The sequence below is a fragment of the Nocardia sp. NPDC004123 genome (assembly GCF_053603795.1).
This window is the reverse complement of the sequence record NZ_JBSGGG010000013.1, coordinates 96,222-118,161: the sequence shown is the minus strand read 5'-3', so window position 1 is coordinate 118,161 and position 21,940 is coordinate 96,222. Positions and strand designations below refer to the sequence as shown.

The following is a 21,940-nucleotide window of genomic DNA, read 5'->3' as shown; positions in this document are numbered from 1 at the left end:
GGTAAGGCTTCAGGCGTCGAGGACGGGCCGGCGCAGACGACCCGTGTAGGTGGCTGCCCGGCCCAGCGCGTCCTCGGCGGCATCGAGTTCGATGAGGGCCTCGTCGAACACCTCGGCGGCGCCGGCGACGCAGTAGGCCGGGGTGGTGAGTGCGCCGGCGCCCGGTGTATCGAGCAGCAAGCCGGAGTCGGGGAGATCGCGATAGGCGGCGGTCAGGTCTGCCAGGTCCGCGCGGAGGGTCTGCAGCCGACCTTGCAATAGCTGTCGCCGCTGTTCCAGCAGCAGTGGGTCCCGCAGGTCGGCTTCCGCGCTCGGTTCGTGGTCGCTCATGCGACCAGCATGCCGTGGTGGGCCGGGACATGCGGTGGTGCACAGGAATTCGGATGTTCTTGTGCATCACCGCATGCCGGGCGGAATGGGTGGGGTGCGGCCCTCGGGGGAACGGAGAAGTGAGCCGCACCCCGGGCAGGGAGCCGGGCTGGGGGCTCGGCTCCATGGTCGGGGAGGGGATCCTGCGGGTCAGCGCGATGCGGCTCGGGTGGGGGTTTCGGGGATGTCGTTGTCCGGGGTGGCCCGGGACAGCTGGGGGTGGATGAGGACGTGGGACTCCATCGGGTAGGCCAGGTCCTGGGTGAAAGGTGCTCCAGCCGTGGCGGTTTCGATGGGGTCGGGAACGACGCGCAGGGGGTGTGGCCTGGCGGGTGCGTCGATATCGGTGTGCGGGAACAGGTAGCGCGCACCCTCGCGGACGGTTTCGTGCGACTCGCCACTGGGGTCGATCCAGCGCATGCGATCGGTATCCGAGAGATAGACGCGCCAGGGGTGTTTTCCCTTGTCGGCCAGTAACTTCAGCCGATGGTGATGGGTGCACAGGACGGCGCGGTAGGCCGGATTCGGGCCCGTGGCGCCTCGGGAGGGATGCGGCTCGAACTGGACCAGAGTGGTTTCCGCCGCGGGCATGGTGCAGCCGGGGAAGCGGCACAGGCCATCGACGGCGCGGACCTCACGGGGTGGGGCGCTCGAAAAAGCTCGTACCGCCACGGGTTTCGAATCCAGAGCGGTCATGGCGCGTTCCCAGGGAGCCTGCCGGACCGTATCGGTCCGTGCCTCCGGCCTGTGCGAGGTGCGGGGGCCCGGCGCATCGGCCGGTTCGGCGCGCTGGGGAGCCGCTCCGTCCGTCGCGTTCGTCTCCTGGGCGGCCTCGTTCGGGAAGTACTCCGGAATCACCTGGAAACGTGCGTGTTCGGCAAGGGTGCGAGCGAGGGCGCCGTCGATGGGGCCGTAGCCGGAGAGGAAGGCCGGATCGTCGCGCAGACCCAGCAGGGTTTCGGCGGAGACCCCGACCTGGATGAGCGGGCGGCGGGGCGTTGCGGGGGCGTCGGCCTTGGGGCAGTCGAGTCCCCGGCCGCAGCCGCAGCGCAGGCGGCCGGAGCCGTCGGCGAGCGCGATCAGCGCGTCGGTGCGGCGCTGGGACATGGTGCGGGGATCGTCCTCGCAGACCTGGAGGCTCATTTCGCGTAGCCGCATGGCGAGCGCCTGGGCGCCGGCGGCGGGTAGCAGGCCGTCGAATACGGCCATGCCGTCCTGTACCGCGCGAATGCGGACATCGCGGTCCTGCTCGCGCTTCTCGCGGCGGCGGGTCTCGCCCTCGGGGTCCAGCCGGGTGACCCAGCGCTGGGCGGTCTGGCGTAATCGGGCCGGATCCGAGCGCAGCGCCGCCTCGATCAGCTTGGGCTCCAGCACTTCTCGCACCTCGTGCGGCAGGCCGCGCAGACTATCCGCGATCACCTGCACCCGCGACAGGTCGATCCGCCCGGCCGCGAAGGCGTGCTTGGTCTGCGGTAGGGAATCCAGCGCCAACCCGATATCGATGAGGGCCGCCGCCACCGCCTCCGATACGTGCACCGCCACGGCGATCTCCGCCGCGGCGAACTCCCCGGCACGCACCCCGCCCGCCCCCGGCGCGGCATTCCCGGCCCGATGCCGGCGATACACCTCCCGCACCGCTGTGATTTCCGCCGCCTGTGCGAACGCCGCCGCCCCGTGTGCCCGCCGCAGCGCGTCGATCAGCTCTTCGTCGCCCATCGCCTCCACCTCTCGGCTATCGAACATGCGTTCGAGAGTACATCGAGAAGATCGCCGCCGCCAGCCTCTGTACAGGCGATTTGGTTTGTTCGACACCAGTCGTGTAACTTCGTTCAAGCAAGCAGGGCAACGCCCCGCTGGCAGAGAAGTGAACACGGGGCTATGGCGCAGCTGGTAGCGCACCACACTGGCAGTGTGGGGGTCAGGGGTTCGAGTCCCCTTAGCTCCACCAAAGGGGTCATTGCACGAACCGATCCCATCGGGGCCGGTACCGCGTCTGCGGTACCGGCCCCGTTCTCGTTTCCGGGTTGGGGGATGCGGAAGGTGGGGATGAGCCGGTCGGGTCCGGCGATCTTGACGTGGGCGACCAGGGTTTCGATCAGCGCCTTGGATTGGGTGTGGTTGCCGCTGGTGACGATCTCGACGATGTGGTCGGCGATCCGGTCCAGGGTGGCGGGCGCGGGTGAGCTGGGAACGTTGGCGAGCGATTCGGTGAGTTGATCGCGGCGGGCGAGGAGTTGCGTTGTCTTGGAGCGCAGTTCGGTCAATCGGCCGCCGACGAGTTCGGGTTCGAGGGTGCCGTTCTCGAACGCGGCCAGGTAGCGGTCGACGGATTGCTGGGTTTTGGCGAGTTGGGCTGTGACGGTGGCCAGTTCGGCGCGGGTGTCGCTGCTGGTGTCGCCCCATGCTCGGCGAACTCGCCGGCCGCTCGGGCAGCTGGGTCAAATCCCTCGAGACCGGCCGTCTGAAGCTGCCGCGCCTGCCCATGCTCATCCGCCTGGCCGAGATCCTCGATGTCAACGACCTGACCCAGCTGACCGGCGAGCAACCCCTGGCCCGCTCGGTCTACGCGAAAGCGACACACCCAGCCCTGCCCAAGGTCACCGAAGCACTCGCCTCCTATCCGGTCACCCCCAGCACCGAGAACGCCGATCTGTCGCCCGAGGCGCTGTCCGCGCGTGTGCAGCAGGCGTGGGTGTTGTGGCATGGTGCGGCCCACCAGCGCTCGGCGGTGGCGACCTTGTTGCCGAATCTGTTGTGCGATACGCGTGTTGCGGTGCGACAGCTCGACGGCAAGGACCGTCGCAGGGTTCAGGCGCTGCTCGCGCAGGTCTACCACCTCACCCAGCTGTATCTGTCGTTCCAACCGCCCGCGGCGCTGGTGCTGATGTCGGGCGACCGTGCCATGACAGCTGCGCAGGATGCCGACGACCCGCACGCGATGGCCGCCGCGGCTTGGTATGTCAACCACGTGTACCGCGACGCGGGCGAGGAACACGAGGCGCGCGTCGCGTTGGCCCACCAGATGTGCGCGCTACTGAGCCCTGACAAGGCAGGCCCGGACCTTGCGCTGTGGGGATTGCTGCACCTAGCGATGGCGCTGTCGTACACCAAGATCGGTCGCGAGGGTGACGCCCTACGTCATTGGGGTGAGGCAGACCGTGCCGCGCGGGCGCTCGGTGACGATTACGTGCACCCGTGGCTGATCTTCGCTCGCGCCATGGTTGACGCCTACATGATCACTATCCAGGCCGACTTGATGCACAGCGGCTACGCCATCCAACAGGCCGCTCGCGTCGAGCTGGACAAGATGCCCTCGGCCACTCGCCGCAGCTTCCACACCGCCGAAACCGCACGCGCACATCACATGCGCGATGAACCCCTCGCCACCGTGACGCTGTTGTCGAAGGCGAATCGGGAATCGCCGGACAACTCGGGTTCTCACTGTTCGCCCGCTCCGCAGTGCCCGATCTGGTCGAGGGCGGCGGCGCGACAGTCCGAGCGGACGCCGAACGACTCGCATCGGTGCTCGGACTCGAAGTCTGACACCGCCGACACTCACCGAACCTACGGGTTGAGCGTGCCCGCGTTGTTGATCAGCAGGTCGATGTGCTCGAAGTCGTCGTGCAGCCGCTGCGCGGCCTTGCGCACCGACGCCTGCGAGGACAGCTCGATCTCCAGGATCGGCAGGTCCGCCCCCGGCACCGTCTGGCGAATCAGTTCCGCTGCCGCACCGGCCTTTTCCACATTCCGGCAGGCCAGTACGACGCGCGCCCCCGCTCGGCGAGCCGCAGCGCCGTCTCCAGCCCCACTCCGGCGCTCGCTCCGGTCACCACGGCGGTTCGTCCCGCCGGATTCGGGATATCCGCGGCGGTCTACGACGTCATTGAGCTACCCACGGTCGACCCTGACTCCTCAGCTCCATCATTTCCGCCAGAGAGCCTAGATCGACTCGGGCAGGGGTACCGGTCGACTGGGCTCGCGCCAGCGGCTACCGGAAGGTCAACTGCGCGATCAGGTGCCGATGGTCGCGAATGAGCGGCAGCCGACGTTGGGCCCCGAGAGCCAGCGGACCGGACCAGCCGCGCCCCGGAATCATCCGAAGCTCTCGGTAGGACGCGACTCCCGGAATTCGTTGCGGCAGTGCGCGAGTTTGCGGCACGGTGAGGCCGAACGGCATGTGCGGAACCATGTAGTCCGATTTGCGCGATAGCCGCACGCCCTTCGCCGTGCGCTTGGTGAACCCGGGCGGCAGCACGTCGAAGATCAGGCTCGCACCCGGAAACCGTTGGGCCATATCGCCGATGAGAGAGAAGACCTCATCCGGCGACAGGTACATGAACAGCCCCTCGGCGGTGATCAGCACATCCGTGCCGTCGACCAGGTCGAACCAGGCGCGGTCCAGGGCCGACATGGCCACCGACCGCATCCGTGCTTCGGTCGGTAACAACTGCCGCCGCAGGTCGATCATCTCCGGCAGATCCACCGAGATCCAGTCCAGGTCCGGTGCGCCGAGTCGCCAGTAGGTCGTCTGGAGGCCCTCACCGAGCGCCACGACGGTGCCGCCGGGCGAATCCCGGTGAAAGCGCTGTATTTCCGCGTCGATGGTGCGTGCCCGCAGCACCTGGGTTCGGGCGGGGTGCCCGAAGGCCCGGAAGTCGAAATTGATTTCTTCGCACAGCTTTTCGGCGAGAGGGTCACGAAAATCCGTATAGGACGCCGCGGATTCGACCGCCCGGGTCCACAGCGTCCACAGGGCCGTGACCGGAACCCCCTGCAACGCCGCCACGGAAATCTCGCTCACAGTTCGCGCAATCGCACGAGGGGAATCCGGCGCTCGGTGCGGGATTGATACTCCTGGTAGAACGGCCGGTCTGTGGTCAAGGCCGCCCAAAGCCGTTCGTACTCGGGTTCTTCGATGATCTCCGGCTGCGCCTGGAAGGAGGCGGACCGCACCTTGACCCGCACCTCGGCATTGGCGCCGGTGTCGGTGAGGTTCCAGTACCAGGCCGGATGCTGGGGCGCTCCGATGAAGGACGCCACCACGATGCGGTGCCCCGCCCCGTCCACCCAGAAGGGCAGCGCCACCTTGTGGGTCTTCCCGCTTCTGCGGCCGACCGTCTGCAACAGCAGATGCTCCATCCCCGAGCTGATCCAGACCTCCTCCATATCGGTGAATTCCATGCCCATGACATGTTTGCGCCCGAGCTCGATGAGTTTGGCTCGCTCGGGTTCGGTGAACGGGTTGTTGCGCTGATTGGTCAGGCTCACATCACACCTCCATTGACTTCGAGAATCGCCCCATCGGCGTAGGAAGGCGCGCCCAGCGCGACCGGCAGTTCGGCCAGCTGCCATACCGCCGATCCGTCGTGCCAGCGCACCTGTTCGGGCTCGAGGGCCAACCGCGCGTCGGGATAATCGCGCAGTAGCATGCCGATCGCGACCTCGAGTTCCATACGCGCGATCTGGCTGCCCAGGCAGTAGCGCGCGCCGTAGCCGAAGGCTATGTGGGGCTTCGCGTTTCGGGTGGGGTCCACCCGCTCCGGATCGGCGTAGACGGTCCGATCCAAATTGGCCGCGCCGATGGACGGGACAACGAAGTCGCCGGGCATCATGTCCACGCCGCCCAGCGAGATGGGCTCACGAACCCGCCACGGCAGTCCCTCACCGCCGGCCAGGGCGATGGTGCGCAACAGCTCGTCGACCGCACCTGGGATCCGATCCGGATGTGCCCGCAGTTCGGCGCGGAGGTCGGGGCTGAGCAGCAGCCGCAGCACGATCTTGCTCAGCATGTGCGCGGACGATTCGTAGCCGCCGACGATGAGGGCGAAGACGACGGTGACCAGTTCCCACTTCTCCAGGTCGTCGCCGTGCAGCACGAGGTCGGAGACGAAATCGCCGGTGGGCGTGGTCCTCCGGGCCTTGATGAGCCCCAGTACGTACTTGCCGAGATCCTGCAGTGCGGTCTCGGCGCTGCGCGCGCCGGCGTCCGCCACCGAGGCATCGGCCAGCAGCGCGCTCACCCACTCCCCTACGTCCTGTTGATCGCCCTCGGCGATGCCGACCAGCTCCCCCAGCACATTCAGCGAGTAGGGTTTGGCGACAACGGATACGTAGTCGCCCTGTTCCGCCGCGGCCAGTTCCGCGAGCCGCCGGGTCATGATCGCCGCGGCGGCGGCGCGCAACGCGGCCATCCGTGCCGGGGTCAGCTCCCGGCCGATGACCCGCCGCAGTTTGGTGTGGATGCTGTCGTCGAGGCTGCCGATACCGCCCTGGAGCAGCAGGCCGGCGGTGAGCCGCGGTGCGGACTCCTGCGACATGCCGGTGCGGCTGAATGCCTTCTGGGAGTAAACGGTTCGTACGTCTTCGTATCCGGTGACCAGCCATGCCGCGTCACCGTAGGGGTATTGCACCCGCGCGATGCCGCCCGATCCCCGGACCTCGTCCATGACCGGATCCAGGTGCAACGATCTCATCGTCTCCGAGGGATACCGATGTACGGGACATTGCGTTATGTCCATTGGGCCCTTCCCCTCGACGCGTGCGTTCGAATATGCCACTGCGCCAACATTTCTCAATATTCACTGTGCTGAATTGCGCGAATTTAACGATGGCTCAATATTTTTCGAAGATCGCGGGTGCCCCCTGGCCCGATCGAGCGCACCGGCGCGGCCGTAGATACATTCCGACAGGGCAGCGGCGAAATCCTCGACGGCTGCCTCGGCGACGCCGATGGGCATGCTGTGAAAGACGTGCCACAGCCCGCGGAATTCGCGATGCCGCAGGGGCACACCGAATTCCGCCGCGTGCGCGGCGAAGCGGCGGGCGTCCCCGCTCAGCAGGTCGTCACCGGCCGAATGCATGACGATCGGGGCAACCCCGGCGATATCGCGGTAGAGCGGCGAGCGGTCTCGCCGTTCGGACTCCGGGACACCCGGCAGATAAGCGTCGATCAGCCCGGCCAGCAACGACGGAGTCAATACCGCGTCTCTGTTCGTAATACCCTGAAAAGCAGAGGAATTCGAAGTCAGGTCCAGCATCGGGCAGATGAGTCCCAGAATGGCGGGCTGCGGCAAGGGATCGCCGCGCAGCTGCAGGGCGAGGTCCACCGCCAGTCCTCCTCCGGCCGAATCACCCACGACCGCAATGCGTTCAGCGGGTATTCCAGCATCGACGAGCGCCCGATACGCGGCCACGGTGTCCTCGATCGCCGCCGGATAGGGGTGTTCGGGAGCCAGGCGGTAATCCAGGACGTGCACTGTGGTGTCCATTGCGGCGGCCAGCGCACCGGCGAGGGTGCGGGCCATGCGCGGTGTGCCGAGAGCGTACCCGCCACCGTGCAGATAGAGTACGGCAGCGTCCGGAGGAGCCGCGCGGGGCTTCAGGACTTCGACCGGTAGGCCGCCGAGCCGACCGGTTCGCACGGCGACACCGCGCGGGGCACGAGCGTAGGTCGTGCCCGCGTCGATCCGGGCACGGACCGTGGGCCAGTCCGGGGCCGGGCCGAACCACCAGCGGCTCACCACGCAGGTGAGGAAGCGCCAGAGCAGCGTGTCCACAGTGTCATTTCCGTTCCGCCGGGCACGGCGTCAGGTGGTAGTCGAGCGGGTTCGGGGCGCTGCGGATCAGCTTCTCGTAGCGGTGCGGGCTCCATGGCCATACTTCCGGCACGCCGTCCGCGCCCAGATACCAGCTGCGGCAGCCGGTAGCCAATGCCGTATTCGGCGCGGCCTCGCGCATGCGGGCGTTATAGCGGTCGGTGGCCTCCCGGGTCGGCGCGACGGTCTCGAATTCGCCCGCGCGCCAGCGTCGCAACCAGCCGACAATGCGGACCGACTGCGCCTCGGCGATCGCGGTCAGCGGATGGTTGGCGACCGGGCTGTGCGGGCCAATGAGCATGAACAGGTTGGGGAACTCCGGGATCATGACGCTTTCGTGGGCGCGCGGGCCGCTCGCCCACGCCTGATCCAGGGTGTGGCCGCCGAGGCCGGTGATCGCCATCGGGCGCATGTACGCGTGCGAGTCGAACCCGGTGGCCAGCACGAGGACATCGAGTTCACGCAGCCGCCCGTCGACCGTGACCACGCCGCGCTTCTCGACGCGGTCGATGCCGTCGGTCACCACGGTGACGTCGGGACGCTGAACGGCCCGGTAGAAGCTGTCCGACACCACCATGCGCTTGCACATGGCCTGGTAGTCCGGTGTCAGCTTGCGGCGTAGCTCGGGATCCCGGACCGACCGCAGATGTTGTTCCACCACCCACTGGATGAACCGGCGCATCCGACCCGGATGCACGAGACCCTGCGAGGCGGCGGCGAAGGCGGCGCGAAAGAACCAGTAGGACGCCACGCCGAGCACCGGCGCCCGCCGATACAGCGCCTTCGACAGCGGCGTGTATTTCCGATTGACGGTCGGCAGAATCCACTGCGGAGTTCGCTGGAACACAACGACTTCGGCTGCGTTGCCCGCCAGCGCACCGACCAGCTGCGTGCCGGTGGATCCGGTGCCGATCACGCCGACCCGCGCGCCGGTCAGCTCGATATCGTGCCGCCAGCGCGCCGAATGCATGACGTCGCCGCCGAATTCGTCCAGGCCGGCGATATCGGGCCAACTCGGGTGATGCAGAAAGCCCGTCGCGCACAGCACGAAGTCGAAATCCTCGGCCGTCTCGTCCGAGGCGCTGACCTGCCAGCGCGCGCCGTCGAACGTCGCGCCGGTCACCTCCACACCGAAACGCGTCCATTGGTGCAGCCCCTGCGCGCGGGCCACCCCGAGGAGATACCGCTGGATGTCCGGGCCCGACGAATACATGTGCCGCCATTGCGCATTCGGGGCGAAGGTTAACTGGTAATACCGCGACGGCACATCGCAGACCAGCCCGGGATATGTGTTGTCCCGCCAGGTGCCGCCGAAATCATCAGCCTTCTCATAAATGACGAAGTCGGTGAATCCGGCCCGCTGCAGCGCAACTCCCATGCAGATGCCGGAGATTCCGGCGCCGATGATGGCGATCCGTGGAGTTCTCATCCGATGGCCATCGCTCACTGGGCCTGCGCTGTTGCGGAGACCTCGGCGGCGAAGGCGGCCGGGTCCACGGCCCGGCGCGTGTTCGAGATGCCGGACGCGACGGAGACGCCCAGCGGGCCGCTCCGGTCGTACAGGGTGGCCGCGGCGATCGCGATGCCACCCGCGGTGATCCGTTCCTGGGCCTGCAAGCCCACCTCGGAGCTCTCGGGCAGGCGCGAAAGCGTAAGTGTCACATCACAATTGATGTACCCGATGCCCGCGCTTCCCCAATTGCAGAGCATGCTGGTGGTATCGGCGGCATAGGCGGCCATCTGGAGTGGCGAGTTGGACTCACCCTCGACCATCGGGGCTACGTCGTGCCATACGGACTTGCGATCGCCGTTCAGACCCGCCGCGAAATCACCGGTCCAGTCCTGCTCGCCGAATTTGAACTGGATCGGATTCCATTCGGCGCTCGGCGGCGGCGCCGCGAACTGCCGGTCCGGCTGCCAGACCTGTCCCGGCGATTGCTCCCCTGCGGCCAGGTACATCAGGGTCGCACGCACCCGGACCTCACCGGCCTGCTCGAGCGCGACATCGACGACACGCACCCGCCTGCCGTCGCGAACCACCTCGCTGCGAAACCGGATCGGTTCGTAGACCACCGGTCGGAACAGATCGACCGTGAACCGCGCCGGCACGAACAGCGTTCCGGGATTGTGTGTTTCGGCTTCCCGCGCCAGGAGCCCGCAGACCGCCGTCCCGGCCACCTGCGACGGCGCCCATGGGCTGACCGCCCATTCGGTCGCGACATACTGTCCGCCGACACTTTCGAAGAAGGCAGCCACTACGCCATACCCCTATCGATCTCGAATTGCACTGAGTTGGACATGTTTCAGCCGGTCGCTACCGCGGAACTCTCGGCGCCGTACCGAGAAATGCGGGGGCGCAAGGGATCCGATTCCATCCGGGTCGCTGGATGTCGCCGCCCGGCGGCAGCGCCGGGGTGCCCTCCGGCGCGGGGCCGACGATGACATGCGCATTGGTGCCGATGGCGCCGAACGAACTCACCCCGGCGAGCGGGCCCGCCTCTTCGAGCGACCACGGGACTTCGTGCCCGGAGAACCGAATATCGCTGCCCTCCAGATCGATTCGCGGGTTCAGCGTCTGGAAGTGCGCCAGCGGCGGCACCGTCCGTTCGCGAACACACAGCAGCGCCTTGATCAGCCCGGCCACTCCGGCGGCGGCCTCGAGATGGCCGAGGTTGGCCTTCACCGCGCCCACATGCAATGGCTTGCCGCCGTTTCGGGTACCCAGCGCGGCGACAATGGCGCTCGCCTCGATGGGGTCGCCGAGGGAAGTGCCGGTGCCGTGCGCTTCCAGCAGTCCGATCTCCTCGGGCTTGCATCCGGCGTCGGCCAGCGCCGCCTCGATCACCCGGCGCTGAGCCTCGGCGTTCGGCGCGGTGAAACCCGAGGAGCGCGCGTCCTGGTTGACCGCGGTGCCGTGAATGACACCCAGCACCCGATCGTTGTCGCGGACGGCGTCGGCCAGCCGCTTCAGCACGAGCAAGGCGCCGCCCTCGCCCCGGACATAGCCGTTGGCCCGCGCGTCGAAGGCCTTGCACAAGCCGTCGGGGGCCATGGCGCCGGTCTGCTGGATGACCGCGGTGGAGCGCGGCGACAGCATCAGGCTCACACCGCCCGCGAGCGCGAGGTCGGATTCACCGCGCCGCAGCGCGGCCACCGCGTGGTGGACGGCCACCAGCGAGGAGGAGCACGCGGTGTCGAATCCGGCCGCGCCGCCGCTGAATCCGAAGTGATAGGCGATGCGGCCCGCGGCGAAACCACCGCCGATGGCCAGCGCCCAGTGCGGATCGACCTGTTCGGGTTCCCAGGCCGCGTAGTCCTGACGTCCGGCAATGCCCACGTAGGTGCCGACCGATTCCGGAAGCTCCCCGTTCGGGTCCATCCCGGCGTGCGCCAGCGCCTCCCAGGCCACCTCCAGCATCAGTCGATGCTGGGGGTCCATGGCCTGGGCCGCCTTGGGGGCGAAGCCGAAGAAACCGGGGTCGAAGGAGAGCGGGTCGGTGACGAAACTGCCCCGCGTCGGCAGGTAGTCCCATTCGTCCTCGAAGGGCCAGCGCCGGTGCCTGGGCATATCGGTGATCAGGCTGCGCCCTGCGCGCAGTGCCGCCCAGTAGGCATCCAGATCCTCGATGCCATCGGCGAAGCGCAGGCCCGCCCCGATGACCGCGATGGGCCCGCCGACCGGGGTCGACGGCGACTGCTCGCGTAGCTCCTTGATCGTCGCGGTGGCGCGGCGCAGCGCCGCGCGCAGGGCCGCCGTCGAATCCGGATCGTCCATGGAAGTGTCTCCTGATGTCATGTCAGCCGACGGTCACAGGGACCGTGGGCAGTGTGTCGGTGAGTCGTTCGCCGATCGCGCCCGCCAGCGTCTCGGCGGTGCCGTAGGTCCACAGCAGGGTGGGCGAAAGCCGCAGTCCGAACGCGGATTCCAGGCGGTTGCGCAATTCCAGACTCATGAGGGAATCGAGCCCGAGCGCTTTGAACGGCGTGCGGGAATCGAGCTCGGCCGCGTGCATGCGCAGTACGCGCGCGGCCACTTCGGTGATCTTGTCCCGGACCAGGACGTGCCGACCGGCGGCGGTGGAATCCGCCAGCGCCGCGTGGAATTCGACCGCCCCCGCCACCGCCGACACGAGCGCGCTCCGCTGCCGCAGCAGCTGCCAGCTCGGTTGGGCGGCGGCGTCGGGATACGCATCGAACCACAGTCGTGGGTCGAAGGCCATATACCCGGCCACGGCTCGGTCCTGGGCGAGGAAGCCGGCCATGGCGTGCCACGCCTCGCCGGTGGTGTAGCTGGTGATTCCGCGTTCGATGAGCCGAGCACGCCGATCATCCTGTGCCGCGGCCAGACCCACGTCAGCGAAGTATCCCCATTGGATGCTCAACCCGGGCCGCCCCGCGTGCCGACGCGCCAACGCGAGCGCGTCGAGATAGGCGTTGGCCGCTACGTACGCGGCCTGTCCGGAGCTGCCGATCAATGCGGCGGCCGAGGAGAACAGGACGAACAGGTCCAGGGGATCGTCGGCGGTGAGCGTGTCCAGGTGCCGGGCGCCATCGATCTTGGGCCGAAGCACGCGCTCCAACCGGTCCGCCTCGAGCCCCAGGATGGTGGCGTCGTCGAGGATGCCAGCGGCGTGGAAAACCCCGCGCAGCGGCGGAAGTTGCGCGCGGATCGCGTCCAGTGCCGAGGCGAGCTCGGCCGCGTCCGCCACATCGGCCCGATAGCTGTGCAGCCCGGCCGCTTCCACCGCGTCCGGTGCGTTCATGCCGATCAACGCCACCGCGCCCGCACCATTGGCGAGCAGGTGGTCGGCCAGACTGCGGCCCAGCGCGCCGTGACCGCCGGTGATGACATAGGTGCCGTGTGCGCGGAAACGCCCCTCCGGCAGGGGATCCGGAGCGATGTCGGTGACCCGGCTCGGTCCAGTGAGCACGAGCGCGCCCCGGCTCTCCTGCTCGATCCCGGCGAAAGCCGCCAGCAGGGCCGCTGCCCCAGTGAATTCACCGACGGTGATGGCTCCCGGGGCTGCGGCCCGCACACCGACCCGCTGCCACGCCTCCCGCAGTGCGGCGGCGAACCTTTCGGGACGACGAACCATCAATCCGGGGACATCGACTGCCGCGAGGGTGATCCCGTTCGCGAACTGCCGCAACCCGATCCGACGATCGATCCGGATATCCGATGCGCCGACCGCGAGAAAGCGCCCGTCCTCGGCCAGCACCCGCAGGCCGAGCTCGTCGGTCGACCCGGTCAGCGGATCGAGCACCACGTCGACCCCACGGCCGCCGGTCACCGCCCGCACCGCGTCCGCCCACTCCGGCGTCCGGGAATCGAAGACATCCTCGAGGCCGTGGTCGCGACGCAGCTCGTCCCGCTCCGCCGCGGTGGCGGTGGTGGCGATGATCCGCGCCCCGAGTTCGCGGGCGACGCGGAGTGCGGCTCGTCCCGATACCGTTGCGGCGGAGTGGATCAGCACCGTCTCTCCCGGCTCCAATCGAGCGAGGGCGGTGAACGCGTACCAGGCGGTGGTGATCGCCATGGGCAAGGCCGCGGCGAGCTCGGCCGACATGGCGTCCGGAATCGGTTGCGTGTGATCGGCCCGCACGGTCAGATGCGTTGCCAGGGAACCGAACCCACAGGCCACCACCCGGTCGCCGACGGCGCGATCGGTGACCCCGGGACCGACCGCGCGGATGACACCCGCGCACGCGAGGCCCAGTGGATTCCGGTCCGCCGCGTCGCCGGGAGACGTCCCCACCGCCCGTAGCGCGTCGAGGTAATCCACCGCCGCCGCTTCGATGTCGATCACCACCTCGCCCGACTCGGGTGAACGCACCTCGAACGGCCGCAGGTGCGGCTGGGCTCCGATCCGTCCGGCAGCGCCGACGAGCTGGAACGTACGCGTCGTGCCATGCCAAGGACGCACAGCCGCAGTGTTTTCCGGCTGCTCTCCCTGTTCCAGACGGCCCACGTACCGCCCGGCTCCGGTGCGCAGCACGATCTGGTCCTCGCCGGTTCGCGCCAGGAGTTCGGCGGCGCACTCATCGAACCGCCGGTGCGGTGCGCCGAGATCGGGTGCGGCGAGATCGATGATCTCGGTGGACAATTCGGGGTGCTCGCGGCGCAGGACCCGAGCGAATCCCCAGTACAACGCGCCACCTGGGTCGGGGCACTCGGCGGGGTCGATCGCCTGGGCCGCCGTGGTCACCACCACCAGCCGTGGTGTCGCAGCGCATGATCGGACGCATGCGGTGACAAGGTCCCGGAGTTCGAGCAGCCCTCGGCGCTGGAGGTCCAAGCCCGCGTCGGCCGGGGGCGCGAGGTGCACTATCGTGTCGGCCTGCTCGGCACCGACGGTGGCCCCACCGCGGCGCAGCGCCGCGGTCAGCTCGGCGACGGCGTCTCCGAACCCGGTGACGGCGAAAGTTCCTGCAGGCCAGCCCGTTTCCACGCGGGTGGCCGCCTGCCAGAGGAAGGACAGTTCACGGTCGTGCGTCCCGGTCTCGGCGCGCACGTCCTCGATCGCGAGCAGTTCGAGGCCCAGGATGCGGGCCAGCGGCGCACGCTCGTCGTCGAAGACGTGAATATCGGCCGTGGCATCGGAGCGTCGGACGGCATAGGCCCAGGCGGTGTCGAGGTGTCCGGCCGGTCGGCCGTCCAGCAGCAGTTCATCGATGCCGCCGGGCAGAATGGTGTGCTCACCCTCGAACAGCGCCAGCGCCGTCTGCATGGCGCAGTCCACGAGCGTGGCGTGCAACTCGCCCGGATGCGACGTGGCGCGAGCGCTCTCGCCGAGCACGATCCTGCTCAGCGCGAACTCACCCGCTTCGTCGCGCCCGCGCCGGAGCTCGCACAGCCCTTGGAAATTCGGCCCCAGGTCCACCCCGCGCCGGGCGCAGGTGGCGTAGAACTCGGCCACCGGCAGCTCGTCGCCGGGCAAGGGTTCGCCGGGTAGGGACGGGAACGGTCGCGGCGGGGAGCCACTGTCGGGGGTCCGCAGCGCACGTCCGCGCGCATGCACCGTCCACGTCTCGGCGTCCGTGTCCAGCGCCGCGATCTCGAAGCTCGCCCCGGCCGCGAAGTCCTGCCGCAGCGTGATTTCGACCCGGGACGGCATCGCGCCCAGGGTGAGCATTTCCACGAACCGCAACCCTGACAACGACACCGTGTCCGCACCGAATCGGGTGCGCGCCACCGCGAGCGCCAGCACCGCCCAGAACGCGCCGGGAACCACCACCGCGTCGCCGACCACATGATCGGCCAGCCAGGGGATCCCCGCCGGGTCGACCGGCAGCGTCGCGTGCCAGGTCCCGGCTTCGATAGTGCTGGGGTACAAGGGGATTCGATGCGTTCCTACCGCCGGTTCGAGCCGCGCCGGACCGGCGTCGGGGAGCCAATGCGATTGCGGGAGCAGCGGATACCGCGGCAGCGCCTGCGTCGTCGAGCCGACCGCCGCGAAGGGTCGCAGCCCGGCGACGAAGGCGCGCGCCAGACTGCGCGGCCACTCGATGCCGGGATCACAGTCCCGATAGAAGGACGGCAGCACCCGCGGCGCGTCGGCGCGCTCGGCGGCCAGCTGTTCCACCGCTGGCAACAGCACCGGATGCGGGCCGATCTCGACCACATGGGTGACGCCGGTATTGAACAGCGCGTTCATCGCGTCGGCGAAAAGTACTGGGTTGCAAAGATTTTCCACCCAATAGTCGCCGATGAGGTCTTCCGGTCCGACGGTGCCCACCCGGACCGTCGAGAACATCTCCCGCTCGCCCGGCAGGGGCGCGACACCGGCCAGCTCGGCCTGCAAGGGAATCCGTACGGCCGCCATCCCGGGGCTGTGGGAGGCGTAGTCCACATTGACCATTCGGCAGAAGACGCCGTCGGCCCCGAGTATCTCGCTCAGCGCCTCGATGGCGTCGGCGTCACCGGAGAGCACGCACGAGGTCGGGCCGTTGTGCACGGCCAGCGCCACCAGATCCTCGAATCCCGCGATGGCGGCGGGAATCTCGGTGACCGGCAGCTCGACGGCCAGCATGCGTCCGGTCCCCGCGACCGACCGCAGCAGGGCACTGCGCCGAGCCACGATGAGCGCGGCGTCGTCCACGCTGAGCAGACCGGCCACCGTGGCCGCGGCGATTTCGCCCTGGCTGTGTCCGACGACGACGTCGGGCACGATGCCCGCCCGCCGCCAGCAGGCCGCGATGCCCAGGGACAACGCCCACAACACCGGCTGTACCTGATCCACCCGCTCGAGCCAGCCCGGGCCCGCGGCGCCCGACAGCACCGCGACCGGATCCCAGTCGACGTGGGGTCGCAGCGCGCCGGCACACGTGTCCACGGCCGCGGTGAACTCCGCGTCCCGGCCGTAGAGCGCGGCGCTCAGGCCGTGCCATTGCCCGCCCTGGCCGGGGAAAACGAAAGCGGTACGGCCGATTTCGCGGGCTCGTCCGGACAGCGTGGACGGCGATTCGGCGGCGGGGTCGTCGGCGTGCGCGCGCAGTGCCGCCGCCAGTTCGTCCGGGGCGGTGCTCAGCACCGCCGCCCGCAGCGGTTGCGCGGGCGCGCGCAGGCTCAGCGCGGCGACGATCGGGGCCACGCGGTCGGGTTCGGCGTCGAGCAGATCCGCGAGATCGCGGCACCGCTGCCGCAGTGCGGTCGCGGTATGCGCCGACACCGGAAGGAACCCCGCGACCTCGGTGCTCGGTGCCGTCTCCGGTGCGACGCGGGGCGCGCGACGCAACACCACGTGCGCGTTGGTGCCGCCCCAGCCGAACGAGTTCACGCCGATGCGGACGTCATCACCGTCCGGGAGCACGCTGTGCTCCCGCACGACTCGCACATTCAGCTCGTCGAAGTCGATATCGGGACTGAGCTCTCCGGAGTGCAGGCTCGGCGGCACCACGCCATGCTCGAGGCACAGCACGGCCTTCACCAGTCCGGCGATACCCGCCGCGGCTTCCAGGTGACCGATATTGGTCTTCACCGAACCGATCAGCAGCGGTCCACTCGCGGCGGCGCGCCCGGCTCCGAGGATCTCACCGAGCGCCCGCGCCTCGATGGGATCGCCTCGGCGCGTTCCGGTTCCGTGGGCCTCGACATAGGCGAGCGTGTCGATGTCCAGCGCTCGCGTCGGGTAGGCCCGCCGCAGCAGATCCCGCTGGCCCTCGGAGGAGGGTGTCACCAGGCTCTCGCCGCCGCCGTCATTGTTCACGACGGTTTCCGCGATGACCGCCCGCACCCGGTCGCCGTCGCGCAGGGCCGCCCGCAACGGCTTGAGATAGATCGCGATCACGCCCTCGCCACGGACGAATCCGTTCGCGCCGACCCCGAAGGCCGCGCAGCGCCCGTCCTCCGACAGCCCGCCGAAATACGTGAGCCCGACCGAAACATCCGGTGCCAGAATCAGATTCACGCCACCGACCAGGGCCGCGTCGATGTCCCCGGACCGGATGGCCCGGACCGCCAGGTCCAATCCGACCAGGGCCGAGGAACAACCCGTCTCGACGGTCATGCTCGGTCCGGTCAACCCGAGGGTGTAGGAGACCCGCGAGGCGATGACATCGAGCGCATTGCCGACCGAACTGTGCTGGCTGGCGCCGAGGCCGCGCTGCTTGCGCAGAATCTCGTAGTCGTGCCACGAGGCGCCGATATAGACGCCGGTGCGGGAGCCACGGAGGTCATCCGGGCGCGCACGGCCGTCCTCCACCGCGCGCCAGGCCATTTCGAGCATCAGGCGCTGCTGCGGATCGATATCGGCGGCCTCGCGCGGCGACACGGCGAAGAACGCCGCGTCGAATTCCGCGACGCCGTCGATGAACCCGCCGACGGCCTGAATCCTGCGCTCTCGGTCCAGCGGGGCGTCGGTGTCCCAGCGTTGTTCGGGCACCGGGCGAATGGCGTCGCCGCCGGTGTTCAGCAGCTCCCACAGCGCCTCGATATCCGCCGCACCCGGAAATCGGCCCGCCATGCCGACGATCGCGACGGGCTCCATCCCCGCGATGGTCATCCGACGCTCCCGACCGACTCCGCCGTAACGACCGCGGTGTCGCGCAGTCGGTCCGTCGCCTCGGTGAGGCGGGCAATGAGGTCGGTGGGCAAGGGCTCTCCGTCATAGATGGCCGATAGGCGATCGAGGAGCTGTTCGACCTCGACGACGATCGGGGCGGCCAGGTCGGTGGGCCTCGGGATGATCTGTTCGAGCACGTGGCCGGCCAGCAGCCGGACCGTCGGATGCTTGTAGATCACGGCATTGCCCACCCGCACGCCGGTCATCGCCCGCAACCGCGCACCGAGTTCGATCGAACCCAGAGAGTCGAGACCCATCTCGGCGAACTGCCGATCCGATTGCACCACATCGGGTGTGGCGTGCCCGAGCACCATCGAGACCGGCGCTTTGAGCAGTTCGGTCATGGCGGAGAGCCGCTCCGCCGGACCGAGCGCCGCCATCCGAGCCGTCAGCGCGGCCGGGTCGTCGGCTTTCGCCGCGGCTCGGCCCCCGGCGTGCGGCAGCGCCCGGAACAATGGCGCGGGTTCGCCGGTCGACCCGTCGGCCACCATCGAGATGTCCAATCCGACCGGAAGCGCGTAGGGCACCCCGGTGCGCAGTGCGGCATCGAAGAATTCGACGGCCTCCGCGGATGTGATCGGGGTCAGCCCCAAGCGGCCGAACCGGGCGCGGTCCGCGTCGTCGAGTTCGTCGAGACTGGACGTGTCTCCCCACCAGCCCCAGGCCAGTGCGGTCGCGGGCAGTCCGCGCCGCTGCCGGTACCCGGCCAGACCGTCGAGGAAGACATTGGCGGCGCTGTAGTTGGCTTGACCGGGCCAGCCGAATACCCCTGCCGCGGAGGAGAACAGCACGAACATCGACAGGTCCAGGTGCGCGGTGAGTTCGTGCAGGTGCCACGCGCCGACGGCCTTCGCGGCCAGCGCGGTATCGAGCTGGTCGGCGGTGAGCGCGGTGAAGGTCGCGTCGGCGAGCGCCGCAGCGAGATGGACGACCGCGCCGACCGGATGCGCGTCCGGTACCCGGGCCAGCACGGCGGCCAGCGCGTCGCGATCGCTCACATCGCAGGCGGCAACGGTCGTCTGCGCGCCCATCGCGGCCAATTCCGCTGTCAGTTCCGCGATTCCGGCCGCTCCCGCACCGCTGCGGCTGGTGATCAGCAGATGCTTCGCGCCGTAGCCGCGGACCAGGTGCCTGGCGATGATCGCACCGATCGCACCGGTGCCACCGGTGATCAGCACGGTGCGGTTCGGATCGAAGGCGGGCGGCGCGGCGACCGCCTCGGGCGGGGGCGCGACATCGGCCCCTGAGCGGAGGCGGCGGCCGAGGAATTCGCCACGGCGCATCGCCAATTCGGGCTCCTCGAGGCGCAGGGCGGTCGCGATCTCGTCGAGGCTGATGTCGTCCGCGTCGAGATCGATTTGCACGATGCGGTCCGGATGTTCGGACTGCGCGGTGCGCACCAGCGCCCACGTGCTGGCGTCCACCAGCGCGGAGACACCCGCGTCGGCCTCGGCCGAATGCACACCGCGGGTGAGGATGACGAGTTTGCTCTCGGCGAATCGTGGCTCGGCCAGCCATGTTTGGATCGTCTTCAGCATCCCGGCGAGTTCGGCGCGCAGCGCCTGCGGCGGCTGCGCATCGGATCCCGTGTCCCCGGAGACCAGCCGCGACCACACCACCACGGGCGGCACGGCGTCTTCGTGATGCACCGCGGCATAGAGGGATTCGAGGTCACGGTGCGTGCCGACCGCCCCTCGCACACCGAGCGGCCCAGCGCCGACAATCGCCCATTCACCCCGGCTGTCGGAGTAGCGTCCGCGCCACGCCTGGAGGGGCAGCCATTCGACGCCGAAGAACGCGGGGCGCGAGCCGTCGACCGCAGCCTCGTTCCCCATGTCTGGGCCAGCGTCGGATACGACCGTATGTCGATACCGGCGACGTTGGAAAGCATAGGTGGGCAGTTCGATCGGCCGCTCGGAGCCGACCGGGTAGATCGTCGGCCACGCCGGGCACACACCGCCGACATGCCCCTCGCCGATGGCGGTCAACACCCGGCGGATACCGGCGTCGTCGCGCCGGAGCGAGCCGAGAATCAGGCAGGAATCCGCCGCGTCGCCCAGCGATTCGTGCATGGCGGCGGCCAGGACCGGGTGCACGCTCAACTCGAGGAGCGCGTCGCAGCCCGCCGCGTGGACGCTGCGGCAGCCATCGTCGAAATTCACCGGCTCGCGCATGTTCCGGAACCAATAGTCCGGACCCAGTTCCTCGCCCGCCAGCACGCCGCCGACAACCGTGGAGACGAAGGTGACGTCGGTGGCGCGCGCCGTGACCGGGGCGACCGCGGCGGAAAAGCGTTCGCGCAGCACATCCACGTATTCGGTGTGCCCGGCGGCCTCGGCCGCGAGCCGACGCGTCCGCACGCCTTCCCGCTCGCACGCGGCGAGCATTCGGTCCACCGCCGCCACCCCGCCCGCGACGGTAGTGGCCGACGGCGAGTTGACGGCCGCGATGTGCAGATCCGCGATGCCGGACATCAGTTCACGCACCCGTGCGGCGGAGGCGTTGACCGCCGCCATCCCGCCGGTCCCCTTCAGCTCGACCAGGAGCTTGCTGCGCGAGACCACGATCCTGGCGGCGTCGGACAGGGTCAGCGCACCCGCGACATACGCGGCCGCTATCTCGCCCTGTGAGTGCCCGATCACCGTGGCGGGCACGATTCCGAACGACTTCCACAGTGCCGCAAGGGAAACCATTGCCGCGAACAGGGCGGGCTGCACGACGTCGGGACGTTCGACCGGGGGTGCGCCCGGCGCTTCGTTCAGCACGTCGATCAACGACCAGTCGACGAATTCGGACAGAGCCGCATCGCATTCGGCGATGGACGCCGCGAAAACCGGGGATTCGGACAGCAATTGCGCGGCCATACCCGTGAATTGCGGGCCGTGGCCGGGGAAGACGAACGCCACCCGGCGGGGCACGGCGCGGCCCCGAGGCGGCCCCGCCGGATTGCCCGCGGCCACGGCCGCCAGCCCGGCCAGCAATTCGACCCGATTGCGCCCCAGCACCACCGCACGGTGGTCGAAGGTCGACCGGGCCGTGGTCAGCGCGTGGCCTACCTCGCGCGCGGTGATCTCGGGGTGCGCCCGGACGTGGTCGGCGAGGTGCGCGGCCTGCGCGACCAGCGCCTCGGGCGACTTGCCGGACAGCGGCCAGATGACCAACGGCACCCGGTGACCGCGGTCCGACAGCATGGCTGGCGCGGACTCTGGTGCCCGCTCCAGCAGCACGTGGGCACCGGTGCCACCGGTGCCGAACACCGATACCGTGCCCCGGCGCGGCATCGGGTCCTCGCCCAGCGCGCGAATCAGGTCGAGCACGGCCGAGATGCCCGTCATTGGGGAATCACCCCGCAACTCTTCCTGGACATCGAGGTCGGCGGCCGTGATGCCGGCCGCGTGCAACAGGGCGTCGGTGGAATCGCCCTGATCGATCACGGAGACCCGGACCAGGGCGAGCACCCGGTGGCCGCGCTCGTGGGCGTCGGACAATCGCTCCAGCACGAAGACCGCCGCGCCCTCGGCCAGGCCGCCGACGCCGCCCGCGAGCGCGAGCGAACAGTCGCCGGCGGTCAACGAACGCGTCGCGAGCGCAAGGGCGGCCAGCGTGGCGGACGCGCCGGTGTCGATGCTCAGCACCGGACCGCGCAGGCCCAGCACGGTGGCGGCGCGGCCGAAATCGCCGCCAGCGGCGCCGATATGGACGCTCGTGTCGCTCCCGTGCAACGTCGTCGGGTCGATACCCGCGTATTCCATTGCCTGCCAGCAGGTTTCGAGCAGCATCAGGAGCCGGCCATCGGTGGCCTCGGCCGCCGCCTGATCGAATCCGAAGAACTCCGCGTCGAACGCGCCCGGTTCCGCACTGGCGGCCAGGCCGACGATCGCGATGACGTCACCGGTAGGGACATATTCCGACATG

12 protein-coding genes and 1 tRNA gene are annotated in these 21,940 nt (G+C 69.2%); 2 read left to right on the top strand and 11 right to left on the bottom strand.

The genetic code is table 11. From position 1 onward, the window contains the following. Window positions 1–9 precede the first annotated feature (9 nt). Window positions 10–330 carry a hypothetical protein gene (locus ACWEQQ_RS20215; RefSeq protein WP_452339133.1) on the bottom strand — a complete coding sequence of 107 codons (321 nt, stop codon included), beginning with the start codon at window positions 328–330 and terminating at the stop codon, window positions 10–12. A 189-nt stretch (window positions 331–519) separates the two neighbouring features. Then, on the bottom strand, window positions 520–2,112 hold the full coding sequence (locus ACWEQQ_RS20210) for a DUF222 domain-containing protein (RefSeq protein WP_452349257.1): 1,593 nt from the start codon (window positions 2,110–2,112) through the stop codon (window positions 520–522). A gap of 129 nt (window positions 2,113–2,241) precedes the next feature. On the opposite strand from ACWEQQ_RS20210, the gene ACWEQQ_RS20205 reads away from it, so the two are divergent. Then, window positions 2,242–2,317, top strand: a tRNA-Ala gene (locus ACWEQQ_RS20205). Between the two features lie 453 nt (window positions 2,318–2,770). Continuing rightward, entirely contained in the window at window positions 2,771–4,312 is a 1,542-nt protein-coding gene (locus ACWEQQ_RS20200) for a helix-turn-helix domain-containing protein (protein WP_452349256.1), read from the top strand. A 45-nt stretch (window positions 4,313–4,357) separates the two neighbouring features. Here ACWEQQ_RS20200 and ACWEQQ_RS20195 read toward each other — a convergent pair whose 3' ends face one another. The 9 genes from ACWEQQ_RS20195 to ACWEQQ_RS20155 all read right to left on the bottom strand — a co-directional run bounded on the left by ACWEQQ_RS20195 (window position 4,358) and on the right by ACWEQQ_RS20155 (window position 21,939). After that, window positions 4,358–5,170 (bottom strand): class I SAM-dependent methyltransferase, encoded by an 813-nt coding sequence (locus tag ACWEQQ_RS20195; RefSeq protein WP_452349255.1) that lies wholly within the window; start codon window positions 5,168–5,170, stop codon window positions 4,358–4,360. After that, on the bottom strand, window positions 5,167–5,637 hold the full coding sequence (locus ACWEQQ_RS20190; RefSeq protein ID WP_452339137.1) for a nitroreductase/quinone reductase family protein: 471 nt from the start codon (window positions 5,635–5,637) through the stop codon (window positions 5,167–5,169). Before ACWEQQ_RS20190 ends, ACWEQQ_RS20195 begins: the two co-directional genes overlap by 4 nt. Then, window positions 5,634–6,842, bottom strand: coding sequence for a cytochrome P450 (locus ACWEQQ_RS20185; RefSeq protein WP_452349254.1), 1,209 nt, complete (start codon window positions 6,840–6,842; stop codon window positions 5,634–5,636). The genes ACWEQQ_RS20190 and ACWEQQ_RS20185 overlap by 4 nt, the downstream gene beginning before the upstream one ends. A gap of 105 nt (window positions 6,843–6,947) precedes the next feature. Then, complete coding sequence (locus tag ACWEQQ_RS20180; RefSeq protein WP_452349253.1) at window positions 6,948–7,925, bottom strand: alpha/beta hydrolase; 978 nt, start codon at window positions 7,923–7,925, stop codon at window positions 6,948–6,950. Between the two features lie 4 nt (window positions 7,926–7,929). Beyond that, window positions 7,930–9,393, bottom strand: coding sequence for a flavin-containing monooxygenase (locus ACWEQQ_RS20175; RefSeq protein WP_452349252.1), 1,464 nt, complete (start codon window positions 9,391–9,393; stop codon window positions 7,930–7,932). Between the two features lie 14 nt (window positions 9,394–9,407). Continuing rightward, the gene (locus ACWEQQ_RS20170; protein WP_452339141.1) at window positions 9,408–10,220 is read right to left on the bottom strand and encodes an acyl-CoA thioesterase domain-containing protein; all 813 of its coding nucleotides are present in this window, start codon (window positions 10,218–10,220) and stop codon (window positions 9,408–9,410) included. Window positions 10,221–10,278: 58 nt separating this feature from the next. Continuing rightward, on the bottom strand, window positions 10,279–11,739 hold the full coding sequence (locus ACWEQQ_RS20165; RefSeq protein WP_452339142.1) for a beta-ketoacyl [acyl carrier protein] synthase domain-containing protein: 1,461 nt from the start codon (window positions 11,737–11,739) through the stop codon (window positions 10,279–10,281). Between the two features lie 22 nt (window positions 11,740–11,761). Further along, window positions 11,762–17,965, bottom strand: coding sequence for a type I polyketide synthase (locus ACWEQQ_RS20160; protein ID WP_452349251.1), 6,204 nt, complete (start codon window positions 17,963–17,965; stop codon window positions 11,762–11,764). Beyond that, entirely contained in the window at window positions 17,962–21,939 is a 3,978-nt protein-coding gene (locus ACWEQQ_RS20155; RefSeq protein WP_452349250.1) for an SDR family NAD(P)-dependent oxidoreductase, read from the bottom strand. The genes ACWEQQ_RS20160 and ACWEQQ_RS20155 overlap by 4 nt, the downstream gene beginning before the upstream one ends. Window position 21,940 lies beyond the last annotated feature (1 nt).